Source organism: Acinetobacter sp. CIP 102637 (assembly GCF_000368425.1).
GTDB lineage: Bacteria > Pseudomonadota > Gammaproteobacteria > Pseudomonadales > Moraxellaceae > Acinetobacter > Acinetobacter parvus.
In genome coordinates this window covers 475,695-488,851 of sequence record NZ_KB849435.1, presented here as the reverse complement: position 1 = coordinate 488,851, position 13,157 = coordinate 475,695, and the positions used below count along the sequence as shown (strand labels likewise).

13 protein-coding genes are annotated in these 13,157 nt (G+C 40.4%); 9 read left to right on the top strand and 4 right to left on the bottom strand.

Annotated elements, in window-relative coordinates; genetic code table 11:
• Positions 1-443: 443 nt before the first annotated feature.
• From F967_RS05300 to trpC, 3 genes are read left to right on the top strand one after another with little or no spacing between them, the layout of a single operon-like run.
• Positions 444-1,028, top strand: coding sequence for an anthranilate synthase component II (locus F967_RS05300; protein ID WP_004759656.1), 585 nt, complete (start codon positions 444-446; stop codon positions 1,026-1,028).
• Positions 1,029-2,078 carry an anthranilate phosphoribosyltransferase gene (gene trpD, locus F967_RS05295; protein ID WP_004759655.1) on the top strand — a complete coding sequence of 350 codons (1,050 nt, stop codon included), beginning with the start codon at positions 1,029-1,031 and terminating at the stop codon, positions 2,076-2,078.
• A gap of 9 nt (positions 2,079-2,087) precedes the next feature.
• Complete coding sequence (gene trpC, locus F967_RS05290; protein ID WP_004759654.1) at positions 2,088-2,894, top strand: indole-3-glycerol phosphate synthase TrpC; 807 nt, start codon at positions 2,088-2,090, stop codon at positions 2,892-2,894.
• A gap of 57 nt (positions 2,895-2,951) precedes the next feature.
• Here trpC and F967_RS05285 read toward each other — a convergent pair whose 3' ends face one another.
• On the bottom strand, positions 2,952-4,463 hold the full coding sequence (locus F967_RS05285; RefSeq protein WP_004798640.1) for an HNH endonuclease domain-containing protein: 1,512 nt from the start codon (positions 4,461-4,463) through the stop codon (positions 2,952-2,954).
• 109 nt (positions 4,464-4,572) lie between these two features.
• Here F967_RS05285 and F967_RS05280 point away from each other — a divergent pair, with 109 nt between their 5' ends.
• The 3 genes from F967_RS05280 (at position 4,573) to F967_RS05270 (ending at position 6,275) form a co-directional block, all read left to right on the top strand.
• Positions 4,573-5,259, top strand: a complete 687-nt coding sequence (locus F967_RS05280; protein ID WP_034431054.1) for a Smr/MutS family protein — start codon at positions 4,573-4,575, stop codon at positions 5,257-5,259.
• A gap of 90 nt (positions 5,260-5,349) precedes the next feature.
• The gene (folE, locus tag F967_RS05275) at positions 5,350-5,898 is read left to right on the top strand and encodes a GTP cyclohydrolase I FolE (protein WP_171055691.1); all 549 of its coding nucleotides are present in this window, start codon (positions 5,350-5,352) and stop codon (positions 5,896-5,898) included.
• Positions 5,899-5,912: 14 nt separating this feature from the next.
• A complete protein-coding gene (locus F967_RS05270; RefSeq protein ID WP_004759650.1) occupies positions 5,913-6,275 on the top strand; it encodes a cupin domain-containing protein in 363 nt (120 codons plus the stop codon).
• 113 nt (positions 6,276-6,388) lie between these two features.
• Here the strand turns inward: F967_RS05270 and F967_RS05265 are convergent, their stop codons facing one another.
• Positions 6,389-7,183, bottom strand: a complete 795-nt coding sequence (locus F967_RS05265; protein WP_004759648.1) for a DUF817 domain-containing protein — start codon at positions 7,181-7,183, stop codon at positions 6,389-6,391.
• 44 nt (positions 7,184-7,227) lie between these two features.
• A complete protein-coding gene (gene hemE, locus F967_RS05260) occupies positions 7,228-8,301 on the bottom strand; it encodes a uroporphyrinogen decarboxylase (RefSeq protein WP_004759646.1) in 1,074 nt (357 codons plus the stop codon).
• A gap of 468 nt (positions 8,302-8,769) precedes the next feature.
• Between hemE and F967_RS05255 the strand changes: the two genes are divergently transcribed.
• Positions 8,770-9,960 (top strand): L,D-transpeptidase family protein, encoded by a 1,191-nt coding sequence (locus F967_RS05255; protein ID WP_004681248.1) that lies wholly within the window; start codon positions 8,770-8,772, stop codon positions 9,958-9,960.
• A gap of 71 nt (positions 9,961-10,031) precedes the next feature.
• On the opposite strand, the gene F967_RS05250 is transcribed toward F967_RS05255, so the two are convergent.
• Positions 10,032-11,294, bottom strand: coding sequence for a diguanylate cyclase (locus F967_RS05250; RefSeq protein WP_004759642.1), 1,263 nt, complete (start codon positions 11,292-11,294; stop codon positions 10,032-10,034).
• A gap of 162 nt (positions 11,295-11,456) precedes the next feature.
• On the opposite strand from F967_RS05250, the gene pyrC reads away from it, so the two are divergent.
• Both pyrC and rnt read left to right on the top strand, forming a co-directional pair.
• Complete coding sequence (pyrC, locus tag F967_RS05245; protein WP_034431051.1) at positions 11,457-12,491, top strand: dihydroorotase; 1,035 nt, start codon at positions 11,457-11,459, stop codon at positions 12,489-12,491.
• Entirely contained in the window at positions 12,476-13,141 is a 666-nt protein-coding gene (gene rnt, locus F967_RS05240) for a ribonuclease T (RefSeq protein WP_004681252.1), read from the top strand. The genes pyrC and rnt overlap by 16 nt, the downstream gene beginning before the upstream one ends.
• The last annotated feature ends 16 nt before the right edge of the window (positions 13,142-13,157 follow it).

Below are 13,157 nucleotides of genomic sequence, written 5' to 3'. Positions count from 1 at the left end.
ATATTTATACATTTCCACCTCAGCTCGTCTCCAAAACAGACACAATGAACCAAAACAGTGCAAAACATATAACAAAGAACCAATGTAGTGCCAATTACGCCATCTTTGGATGGTATAAATTGGCTTTTTATATCATTCTTTTCAGTTTGATTCCAATCAATTCAATTCGACTTTCAATTTAGGTATCCCATTTTTTACTAAACCCTTAAATTAAAAAAGTTTATTGTGCATTTTTCTGTCTTTTATTTACACATTTTTATCCTCATCCAAATCATCATTACTCGAAATATTCAGCATTGCCCATTTATTTTTTGCTATGATTATTTTCCTCTATCATGAGTGAATATTTTTATTCGTTATAGCGATTAAAAAATAAGACAAGCTGATAGATTTATTTAAGATCACAACACAATAAAGTGTACATTTTTCAAAAGGTTAAAGTCATGCTTCTGATGATCGACAACTACGATTCTTTTACCTACAACATCGTTCAGTATTTTGGCGAGTTGAAACAGGAAGTAAAAGTTGTTCGTAATGATCAAGTCACATTAGAGGATATCGAACGATGGCAGCCTAAATATCTGGTGATTGGTCCTGGCCCATGCTCCCCAACTGAAGCAGGAATTTCCATTCCAGCCATCAATCATTTTGCAGGAAAAATTCCCTTGCTGGGCGTTTGTCTAGGACATCAGGCGATTGGTCAGGCTTTTGGTGGCAATATTATCCGTGCCAAAACCGTGATGCATGGTCGTTTATCAGATATGCACCATAGCAATAAGGGTATTTTTAGCAATTTACCCTCGCCTTTTGCTGCGACACGTTACCATTCATTAGTGATTGAACAGGAAACACTGCCAGATTGTCTTGAAGTGACCTGCTGGACCAATCAGCCAGATGGCACGATTGAAGAAATTATGGGTGTAAAGCATAAAACGCTTGCTGTTGAGGGGGTTCAGTTTCATCCAGAGTCCATCCTGAGCCAGCATGGACACCAGATTTTTAAGAATTTTTTAGAGATTTATGCATAAATGAACATTCAACAGGCATTGAATCATATTACCAAAAACATTCATTTGACCCAGCCGCAAATGGAAGATGTCATGCGTAGCATTATGCAGGGTGAAGCCACCGACGCCCAGATTGGCGCGTTGATGATGGGTTTGCGCATGAAAGGCGAAAGTATTGATGAAATCACGGCGGCGGCACGGATTATGCGTGAGTTTGCCATCAAGATTGATGTCAGCGATATTCCCCATTTGGTTGATATTGTGGGAACAGGTGGTGATGGCCAAAACCTGTTTAATGTCTCCACTGCCTCAAGTTTCGTGATTGCTGCTGCGGGTGCGACTATCGCAAAGCATGGCAATCGAGGTGTGTCCAGTAAATCTGGTTCATCAGATGTATTGGAACAGATGGGTATTCAGCTTGATCTGGATATGCAACAGACTGAACGTTGCATTCGTGAAATGGGTGTGGGTTTCCTGTTTGCACCGAATCATCACAAGGCCATGCGTTATGCTGTGGCACCACGTCGTGAACTGGGTATTCGTAGTATCTTTAATTTATTGGGTCCTTTAACCAATCCTGCTGGTGTCAATCGTTTTGTCATTGGCGTGTTTTCAGATGAACTGTGTCTTCCAATCGCTGAGGTCTTAAAACAGTTGGGTGCGGTACACGTCATGGTGGTGCATTCCAGAGACGGTCTGGATGAAATCAGTCTGGCTGCACCTACCACAGTCGCTGAACTCAAAGATGGTGAAATTACTGAATGGACACTGACGCCTGATGAAGTTGGGATTCCATCACAGACACTGACGGGTTTGGTTGTGAACAGTTCACAAGAAAGCTTGCAGTTGATTAAGGATGCTTTGGGCCGTAACAAATCAGAAATCGGTGAAAAAGCAGCCAACATGATTGCACTGAATGCAGGTGCAGGTATTTATGTGGCAGGCATGACCAAGACCTATAAACAAGCCGTTGCGCTGGCGCAGGATATTCTCTATGGCGGACAGGCCCTGGAAAAAATGAGTATTCTGGGTGAATTTACCAAAACATTGAAACAATATCAGGCAGACTAAGGATTTCTCATGATCAATATTCAAAATACCATTTTAGGTAAAATTGTTGACCGCAAACATGAGGAACTGGCAGCACGCTTAAAACAACGTAGCTTGCAAGATGTTGAACAGTGGGCGAAAGAAGCAACACCAGTTCGTGGTTTTGCCAATGCATTACAGCATAAGCGTCCTGCTGTGATTGCTGAAATTAAGAAAGCGTCACCATCCAAAGGTGTGATTCGTGCAGACTTTAATCCTGCTGAAATTGCACAGCAGTATGAACAAGCTGAAGCAGCATGTTTATCTGTTTTAACTGATGTGGATTTCTTTCAGGGTGCCGATGAAAATATTGTGATCGCCCGTAACCATTGTGCCCTGCCCGCTTTACGCAAGGATTTTTTGATTGATCCTTATAATGTGGTTGAGGCACGAGCCTTACATGCAGATTGTATTTTATTGATCGTGGCGTGTTTGTCTGATCAACAGCTAGAAGAAATGTCTAAAACAGCATTTGAACATCAACTGGATGTATTAGTTGAGGTGCATGACGAAGATGAACTGGAACGTGCCTTAAGGCTGTCTGAACAATGCATTTTGGGTGTAAATAACCGTAATTTAAAAACCTTTGATGTGGATTTAAATACTTCATTGCGTTTAAAGAAATTGCTACCAGCTTCTCGTGTGTTGGTCACTGAAAGCGGTATTGCCACACCTGCTGATGTGGAAATGATGCAGGCCAATGATATTCACACTTTCCTTGTTGGTGAAAGTTTTATGAAACAGCCTCGTCCTGATTTAGCGTTTGGTGAATTGTTTGGAAAACCTGAGCAGATTTAAATCACTATATATTGAGAAAACTGAGTTAATATAACTAATATTAACTCAGTTCTTTTATTATTTACTCTGACCAGTTAAAACATAAAATTCAGTTAAACCCTTTCTATCAAATAAATCTGTTTGCTTTGTTGATGATACTAATAGATTATCAATATCGCCTTTAGGTTCATCCCATAATGGATGATTAAATAATCTATCTAAACATCCCTTAATCCTTTCTTTTTGATCATTACTCATAACTTCCCGATATAGTAATTTCTTACGTTCATCATGTGTTATAAAGTTAAAAGCCATACCTAGAATACTTTCCAAATAAGGAGACCAAGTTGATACAGAACCTTTATGCCAAATTCTACGAGCCTTTAATTCTACATTTGTTAAATCTTTTCCACGAATATTATGCACCCAATGATTTAGATAACCACAATCTACTAATAAAGAAGCTAGCTCCTTAAAGTTTTCAAGTTCTGAATCACGATAATCAGTAATAGATTTAAAGTTTGCTGAAGATGGTTCTAAAAATAATGTATTTGAAAAAATTGTTTTTTTAAGTAGATCAATTGACAAGGCATATGCAGCATCTTTTGATGCTTCAGCAATAAATAGCTTTAATGCGGAAAGTTCAATAGCATTATCCATAATAGCACTTTTTAGCATTTGTTTAGCATCAGTTTTACTCTGTTGTTTTTCGGCAACCAGAAACTTAATGAAATTTTCCTCAGAATGCTGCCCTACTGCTTTCATCTCTGTAAATTCATCTAACATTTCTTTATAAATGACAGATAAACGATCTAATAAAGTTGAAGTATAGAATGGTATTTGCTTATGTTTAGAATGAGCCTCAAGATTAGTCATCATCAGGTCATCAAAAAGTTTTTTTGCTTTTAAAGGATCATCTGGTGATACATAAACTTTAATATCAACTTCACTCATATTATTTAATACTTGTCCTGCAAGCTTATGCTGTCCATCAAATAACTTAAACTTATGATCAATTAACCTTGCAATAGAAGGAGCTAACTGTGGATGATCTTTCAAATGATTACGTAAAGAAATTAATCTTTTATAATCAATTACCCTAGGTTGCAACCCTTCTTGATCATCATTTTCGAGCCATTTTATTGGAATGCGCCCATAAAAATACCCAACTTTTAAAATTTCATCAAAAAGTAAAGTAAATGTCCTTTCATCAGTTCCATCATCTACTACAATCTGATTGTCTTTTTTAGAAAAGCAAATATTTTTGTGTGAAATATCTTTAAGTTCAAATATATCTTGTAACTTAATTTTATTTTTCTTGGCATTAAACAATTGCTCAAGTTTTAAGTTATCTCGAACTTCATACAATGTTTGATCAGATTTCCTCCGATTATAATATTTTTTCACAATTCGAATGTTTGATAAATCAGTTTCGCCTTGTTTTGCATAGGGTAATATATGATCATATTCAATATCATCAATATTTAATGTAATAATTTCACCCGAGATAAAACATCTTAATATTCCATTTTGATCACTTTGTTGCTTTTGAACTTGTAATTTTTCAGAATCTGATAATTGTCTTTTCATCATTGACCTATTTAAAACTCATCTTTTGTTCGTATGTTACTATAATTACAAGTAAAATTACATTGAATGCAATATAATGACGCAGACAAATTTAGATTTTTCGAGACCTATGAGTAACGATTCTTCCCTCTCCAAGTCACAGCAACAATTGTTAAAACAATTTAAAAAGCAAATTTCCAACCCTCAATCCAGCGCGGTTGCCAAACAGGCTGAGTCAAAAAAAACTCAGGTTGCTGTTGAAGAGCTGGAAGATACCGAGCTTTTTAAAAAAGCACTGGTCGGTGTAAAACCTATCGCCAATGATAATATTGCCAATACCAAAACCACCCGCAGCAAAAAAGTGGATGCCCAGACATTGGCAAAACGGGCCGCGGCTGAGGGTTCTGCCGAACAGGAACATACTGAGATTTCAGATACCCAGGCCATCCTGAATCCTGTTTCAAGCCAAGCTTCTTTAAGCTATCGGATTGCAACCTTGCAGCATAAAGTTTTTGAGGATTTAAAAGCAGGCAAAATGCGCTGGTTTGAGGCAGTCGATTTGCATGGCTGTACCGTTGAGCAGGCACGGTCAGCCGTTTTGCAAATTATCCAGATTGCAAAAGATGAAAATCAGAATGTCATTAAAATTGTACATGGCAAAGGTCCAGAAGCGATTTTAAAAACCTATGTCAATGGTTGGCTGAGACAACACCGTGACGTGCTGGCTTTTGTCAGCGCACCTGAAAATCAGGGTGGTACAGGTGCAGTTTTGGTGCTGCTGAAACGTGCTGAAAAAAATCCAAAGTACAATCAGTAATCGGCAATTGCATCAAAACTAAGTTTTTTAATCGTTTTCTGATACAATTGCCGTTTTGTTCAATCCACCTAAGTGAACATTGTTATGTCTATGCAGCAATCGTACGCAAATATCTTAACTGCCGTTGGTGAAGATTTAAATCGCCCAGGCCTAAAAGATACACCCATGCGTGCGGCTAAAGCTTTTTCTTTTTTAACTTCTGGCTATAGCAAAACGCTTGAGGAAGTGACCAATAGTGCGGTTTTCCCATCCGATAACCATGAAATGGTATTGGTCAAAAATATCGAGTTTTATTCATTGTGTGAACACCATCTGCTGCCTTTCTATGGCCGTGTGCACATTGCGTATTTACCTGAAGGTCAGGTGCTCGGTTTATCCAAGTTTGCCCGCATTACAGAAATGTTTGCCCGTCGTTTACAGATTCAGGAAAACTTGACCCAGCAAATCGCAGAAGCGGTTGCTGAAGTGACTCAGGCACGTGGTGTTGCTGTGGTGATTGATTCAGCGCATATGTGCATGATGATGCGTGGTGTTGGCAAGCAGGAATCCACCACCCGTACTGTTTCGTTTATTGGTGATTTTAAGACGGACAAGGAAACTCGCCGTGAGTTTTTAAGTGCGGTTCCTGAAAGTTATTGATCTGAGTATTTACCATGTCATCCATTTATCTCGCTGGTCAGGGACAGCTTACTCAGGGTGAAGCCAGTATTGACCACCCTCGTCCTGATCGCTTGGTTAAAGGCAACCCAGAACGCCTGACCTATAGCTTATATGAACATCCTCATATGAGTTGTGGAATTTGGCAATGTGAAGTGGGTGCATGGAATATTGTGTTTGCTGACAATAAACAGGAATTTTTTCAGGTGATTGAAGGTGTTGTACGTATCCATGATGCACAGACCAATACGTTTATTGAAGTGGCTGCTGGAAATGCAGGGATTATTCCACCTGCATTTATTGGCACATTTGAAGTGGTTGAAGCGGTTAAAAAGTATTATGTGATTGTGGATGTTTGATCAATTCTGCATGCCTTGATCAAATGCTTTTCAAGTCTTAGAAAAACCAGGGCGAATTCAAACATGAGGTGCGATAGTTTCAAAATCCTCAAGAATACATAAAGCATTGTTGACTAATGCAATCGCCAAGTCCCATCTTGATCACGTTTCCCCAATATCTTGAGCACCAGAACCAGACTCAGTAATAACAGTAAATACCAGGAACCCAGTTTCCCCCAGCCCACCATATGCCATGCATCAACCTGACTTGGATAAAGCCAGATTTTATAGAAAGTACTGATATTTTCAGCAATCCAGATCAGGAATGCGAGTATCAGCAAAATCGGCAGCATCGGAACCTTGAAACGATGTTGGGCGAGTTGAAAATACAGTTTTGTTTTCCAGAAAATCACCACACTCCAGATAAATAATCCCATACGAATATCAGGAATAAAGAATTTGGTCATGAAATTTAAATAAGACAAAACTGCCAGGCACAACATATTGCCAAACTGGGGGAGATTTTCAAAAGACACCTGATACAGGCGGAGTGACCTTGCAAAAAAGCTGCCGACCGCAGAATACATAAAACCCGCAAATAATGGCACCGTAAGCAACTTAAAGATGGCAGGCTGAGGATATTGCCATGATGCAATTGCAGGATGCGTCAGAAAAATCTCCATCCCCATCGCCATAATATGGAATAAGGCAATGACCTTGGCTTCATCCCAGGATTCAAGTTTTAAATACAGCAGGCAAATCTGGATCATCAGCGCATAAAACAACAAATAGTCATAACGGTAAAAACCGTAATATTCCTGGCTTCCCATCGGTGCAGTCATTGCAAAAGCAATTAAAAGCAGCAATCCAAATAAGGCAGCCGAAGCTGCCGTACTGATAAAATTTATTGGTAATACAATCAACTGCACAAAACTGATCCTAGCTGGTTTAGCCTTGAAATGCCTTTTAAATATCAGCCTAGATATTTCGCGCTATATTCATGTACGGTATCCACAAAAATCTTTGGTTGGGCTGGATCGACCCATTGGGTAATACCATGCCCTAAATTAGCAATATAACCTGTTTTTTCACCATTGCTGTAGGCATCATCCAGCATGGCTTTGACCGATTTTTCAATGGATGCCGTCGAACCATAAAGCGTAGCTGGGTCAATATTCCCCTGCAAGGCGGCTCGTTCTGCAACCACGTCTCTTGCAGTATAAAGTGGCGTTGTCCAGTCCAGTCCAAATGCATCTGCACCTGTTGTCAGCATGGCTTCCAGCCATTGTCCACCACCTTTGGTAAAGACAATAATCGGAATACGGTGGCCATCTTTTTCACGCTGAAGCCCAGCAATGATCTTGGTCATATAGTTCAATGAAAATTCAATATATTCCCGATGTGCCAGCGCGCCCCCCCAACTATCAAAAATCTGAATGGCCTGTGCGCCTGCATCAATCTGTGCATTGAGGTAATCAATCACTGAGTCGGCTAAATGATCAAGTAAGGCATGTAACACTTCTGGCTGTGCATACATCATATTCTTGATAAAGCGAAATTCCTTGCTGGAACCGCCTTCCACCATATAAGTGGCTAAAGTCCATGGGCTTCCAGAAAAACCGATTAAAGGCACTTGTCCGCTTAAAGCAGATCGAATGGCTGAAACGGCATTCATAACATAGGCCAGGTCAGACTTGGCATTGATTTTCGGCAGGTTGGCGACATCCTGTTCCGTACGTACTGTTTTATGAAACTTTGGCCCTTCCCCCGTCTCAAAATACAATCCCAATCCCAGCGCATCAGGCACGGTTAAAATATCAGAAAATAGAATTGCGGCATCCAGTTCATAACGGCGTAAAGGCTGCAAAGTAACTTCACAGGCAAATTCTGTATTTTTACATAGAGATAGGAAATCCCCTGCCTGTGCGCGAGTTTCTCGATATTCTGGTAAATAACGCCCTGCCTGACGCATCATCCATACAGGTGTGGTGTCTACAGGTTCACGTAATAAAGCTCGTAAAAAACGATCATTTTTCAACGTTGTCATGACCAATCTCTAAATTCTTTCATGTGGAACGCATCATAACAAAGTTAGCCTGGAATTTATAATTTCAATTCCATACAAACATTACACCTTTAAACAAAAATTTCGCTTTGACACAAAACTGCTACTGCAAGCGTAATTATTTTCTGTAATACTTGTAATATGTTAGGGTCTGTCAACATTTCAGCCATGCCTTGCGTTATAGGCTAAAACGACATAAACAAGGCATGAAACGCAGGCAATGGTGACTCCCTTGTCAAGTTTCATAACGCAGTTTAGGGAATTTTTAGCCATAACCCTGCGGGACAGGGACATTTTTTGCCGCTACTGCGTTATGCCTTATTCATTTAGAATAGCTAAATTTCATAAGTCATGCCTTGTACCGTCTAAAAAATGTCTTCTGTCGCAAGTATGTGTGAAACGTTGACAGACCCTCAATCTCAATATGAATAATTCTTAAGGTTAAATTGCATGTTTGTTCGCTCATTACTCGCTGTGAGTTTAAGTTCTATTCTGATTAATGTTGCTTTAGCTGCACCAACAACTGAGCAACCTTTAAATCCCAAAAAAATTTCGACCTCAGTTGAAGATCCAATTGATCCTTTAGCAATTAATGTTGCGTCATCTTCAAGTGCGGTTGCGCAGGCAGCCTCAGAACCACAGGCGGCTTCTGAACCACAACCCAATAATGCCGCCTCAACCGTTTCCCAGAATCTGGAAAAAGCCCCAGATTCAGCAGCAACATCCAAGTCAGTGTCTACAAGCTGGAACCTAGACTCGCTTAATAATGCCGAGTGGTCTGAGAATATGCCAAAAGGCCAATCTCCTGCTTATGCACGTGCCCATGTCATGCTGAACAATGCACATGCGTCACCAGGTGCGATTGATGGTGCCAATGGTAAAAACACGCTGAAAGCGATTGCGTCATTCCAGCAAATGAATGGCATCACCCCAACAGGTGAACTCACCAAGGAAACATGGGATGCACTGGTTTCCAAGCAAACCAAACCAGCCTATGTTGAATACACCACAACCGATGCTGATTTTAAGGGCCCTTATGCAGACTCAATCCCATCAGATTATGCGCTGCAAGCTAAAATGAAAGGCCTTTACTACACACGCGTGACAGAAATGCTCGGTGAAAAGTTTCATATGGATGAAAAATTCCTGAGACAGTTAAACCCAAACGCAACATTCAAAAAACCAGGTGAAAAAATCGTTGTTGCCAATGTGCGTAACGACTTGCCTGAAGACATCCATTTAATCGTGGCACATAAAGGCGCAAAACAGCTTTATCTGTTTAATAGCCGTAACCAAATGATTGCTTCATTTCCTGCGACAATTGGCAGTGCTGACACGCCTTCTCCAACAGGTACCTATAAAGTGGTCGGTGTTGCGAAAAACCCATACTATAGCTACTCACCATCCAACTTTGTTCAGGGGAAAAACCTTAAGCCACTGACCTTGCCACCTGGTCCCAACGCACCTGTGGGCAATATCTGGATTGGTTTAAGTAAAAAATCATTTGGTATTCATGGTACGCCAAACCCATCATTAATTTCCAAGACCGCCTCACATGGTTGTATCCGTTTAACCAACTGGGATGCCAATGACTTGGGGAATAAAGTCCGTTCAGGTGTAACCGTAAAATTCCTTGAATAATTTCAGGGTTATTCCAAGTAAATTAAAACCGAATATTGTTTACTAATATTCGGTTTTTTAATTGCCAAGTTTTATTCAACAATAGGCAATGGTTGATAGTAAATTTGATTACGGCCTAACTGCTTGGCCCGATATAATGCCTTGTCCGCAGTCTGAATCAGGAAATCCTGACTGATTTTAGGATTACCATTAAAAACCGTAATGCCCAAACTAATGGTGACATAATTAGAGACCAGTGATTTCTCATGTACAATCATTAATCGGTCAATGGCGCGGTAAATATTGGTTGCAACCGCATACGCACCTTGAGCAGAAGTTTCAGGCAACAGCACCACAAATTCCTCTCCCCCATAACGTGCAATAAAATCCATATGGCGAATCGAACTTTTTATGGTTTTTGCGACTTCAGAAATCACCTGATCCCCCATCTGATGACCATAAAAATCATTGTAGTTTTTAAAATAATCAATATCGATAAACAGCACAGATAACGACGTGCTTTCCTTACATGCCAGGTTATAGTAATGGGTAAACATTTCCTCAAAAGTACGACGATTCGACACATTGGTCAGTTCATCATGCTGACTTAGATGGAGCAGTTCGGAGGCCTGTAAGCGTAGAATTTTCTCATCAATCTCAGATATTTTTGATTTTATAAAAATCCGTTGCTCTTTAGAATTCAGCATTACACTGATGGAAAAACCCAGGAGCAGGCTTCCAATAAAGGTCCGACCTATCATCAAAAGGTCATAGGGAATATTTAAAAAATAAAGAAAAAACAGGCTAACAATTGCCGCGAAAGAACCGATCCACAACATATGCAAGGGTTTGATACCACTCAGGATAAAGCCCAGCATGTATAAGAAAGCAACCAGCACCATTGCCTGGTTCTGCAACACCACATTGGAGACCCCGATCATCAGCGATGAAGTCAGTACAATGGTAAAAAAAACAATCGTACAAGCGGCTGGATAAAAGAAAACTCTTAGGTTTCTAAAACGGGAAAAGGCCCAGAATAAAAACAGTGCGGCCCCCACAACAATTAAACTTAAAATGCTGTAGATAAAATCGAGAACAAAATGTGGACTTTCACGAAGAACAAAATAATTGGAGGGCAAGATCAACAGTACAAAAATGGTATAGGTAATCACACCCTGACCAAAAAACTGAATGGCATTGACACGTGTTCGGTCAATATTGAATGCCCAAAACTCATCTTCCAACTTTTTAGGGAGCAAGGTCTGCCGGTTATTTGATTTAAAATGCTGGGCAACAAGCTGCTCTAGATCCTCTTTTGACCTCCGTAATTGATCAAGATCATACTGGTTATCCATCCTCAATACTCTTTTTATAATGCACTATTCTTATGCCGCATAAAAATAACACAAAATCGCATTTTGTCATGTGCTTTGGTTAACCACTTATCCATAATTGTAGTTACCATTTTCACACTATATGCATTATTATTTGTATTATTTTTAAGTTTGAAGTACGCCTTGAATACTCTTACACTTTTACAACCAGACGATTGGCACGCACATTTGCGTGATGGTTTAGCCCTAAAACGCACTGTACCTGATTTGGCAAAACAATTTGCACGCGCGATTTGTATGCCGAACCTTGTTCCACCAGTCAAAACTGTAGAAGAAGCTTTGGCATACCGCGAGCGTATTCTTGCCCATGTGCCAGAGGGGCTCCATTTCGATCCACGTATGGTGCTGTATTTTACTGATCATACCCCTCCAGACGAAGTTCGTAAAATTAAAGACTCTGAATTTGTGAATGCCATCAAGCTTTATCCTGCTGGCGCCACCACAAATTCGGACAATGGTGTCAGCGATATCCGTAAGGTGTATGCAGTAATTGAACAGCTTGAAGAACATCAGGTGCCTTTACTATTACATGGTGAAGTAACACACAACCATGTTGATATTTTTGACCGTGAAAAACGTTTCCTTGATGAAATCCTCTCACCACTACTCAAACAGTTTCCAAAATTAAAGGTGGTATTGGAACACATCACCACCAGCGATGCAGCCAATTTTGTGCTTGAGCAGGATCGCAATGTTGCCGCGACCATCACTCCACAACATTTATTGTTTAACCGTAATGATATGTTGGTTGGTGGGGTCAAGCCACATTTTTACTGCCTGCCGATTTTAAAGCGTCAAACTCATCAAACCACATTACTGGAAGTTGCAACCAGCGGTAATCCAAAATTCTTCCTAGGGACAGACAGTGCACCTCATGCACAACATGCCAAGGAAAATGCCTGTGGTTGTGCAGGTTGCTATAGTGCACCGAATGCGATTGAATTGTATGCTCAGGCATTTGACCAAGTGGGTAAATTAGAGCGCCTAGAGGGTTTTGCTAGCATATTCGGTGCTGACTTCTATGGTTTGCCACGCAATACCTCTACCATCACGCTGGTCAAGGAAGAAAATACCGTAGCTGAATCATTTGACTATCTTGATGGTCAGAAAATTATTCCACTTCATGCAGGAAAAACACTGCAATGGAGAAAAGTGTGACACAAGCAGAAAGTAAAGCTCCTGTAATTGCCCAGCGTTTTCGTGGATTCCTACCTGTTGTTGTTGATGTGGAGACAGCAGGTTTTAATGCACAAACCGATGCACTTCTGGAAATCGCATGTATTCCAATTATCTATGATGAACAAGGGCAATTTATTCCTGGACCATCATTTCATGCCCATATCAATCCTTTTGAGGGAGCGAACCTTGACCGCCGTTCTTTAGATTTTATTGGGATTGATCCATTTAACCCCATGCGTGTGGCAATGGCAGAAGACGAACGTGGTGCATTGAAACGTATTTTCAAATCATTGAACGAGGTTCGCAAGGCTCAGCACTGTACCCATGCGGTTTTGGTCGGACACAATGCCCATTTTGATTTAGGTTTCTTGCAGGCGGCAATTGCCCGTACTGGAACAAAGAACCAGAATCCTTTTCATAGCTTCTCTGTGTTTGATACCGTAACACTCAGTGCGGTCATGTTTGGCCAAACTGTGTTGGCGCGGGCGTGTATTCAGGCGGGGATTGAGTTTGATGGCAAGGAGGCACATTCCGCCCTATACGATACCCAAAAGACGGCTGAACTGTTTTGCTATATTTTGAACAAACTGTCTCCCCATCTTCTTGACACTTTGGTGACGGAACCCTAATATACATGCACCTCAA

Bases quoted from the DNA above. Each gene is read 5' to 3' on its own strand.
- folE (WP_171055691.1), top strand. From the start codon at position 5,350: ATGCAGCAATCGTACGCAAATATCTTAACTGCCGTTGGTGAAGATTTA.
- rnt (WP_004681252.1), top strand. From the start codon at position 12,476: ATGGAGAAAAGTGTGACACAAGCAGAAAGTAAAGCTCCTGTAATTGCC.
- F967_RS05285 (WP_004798640.1), bottom strand. From the start codon at position 4,463: ATGAAAAGACAATTATCAGATTCTGAAAAATTACAAGTTCAAAAGCAA.
- F967_RS05250 (WP_004759642.1), bottom strand. From the start codon at position 11,294: ATGGATAACCAGTATGATCTTGATCAATTACGGAGGTCAAAAGAGGAT.
- F967_RS05280 (WP_034431054.1), top strand. From the start codon at position 4,573: ATGAGTAACGATTCTTCCCTCTCCAAGTCACAGCAACAATTGTTAAAA.
- hemE (WP_004759646.1), bottom strand. From the start codon at position 8,301: ATGACAACGTTGAAAAATGATCGTTTTTTACGAGCTTTATTACGTGAA.
- trpD (WP_004759655.1), top strand. From the start codon at position 1,029: ATGAACATTCAACAGGCATTGAATCATATTACCAAAAACATTCATTTG.
- F967_RS05255 (WP_004681248.1), top strand. From the start codon at position 8,770: ATGTTTGTTCGCTCATTACTCGCTGTGAGTTTAAGTTCTATTCTGATT.
- F967_RS05270 (WP_004759650.1), top strand. From the start codon at position 5,913: ATGTCATCCATTTATCTCGCTGGTCAGGGACAGCTTACTCAGGGTGAA.
- trpC (WP_004759654.1), top strand. From the start codon at position 2,088: ATGATCAATATTCAAAATACCATTTTAGGTAAAATTGTTGACCGCAAA.
- F967_RS05300 (WP_004759656.1), top strand. From the start codon at position 444: ATGCTTCTGATGATCGACAACTACGATTCTTTTACCTACAACATCGTT.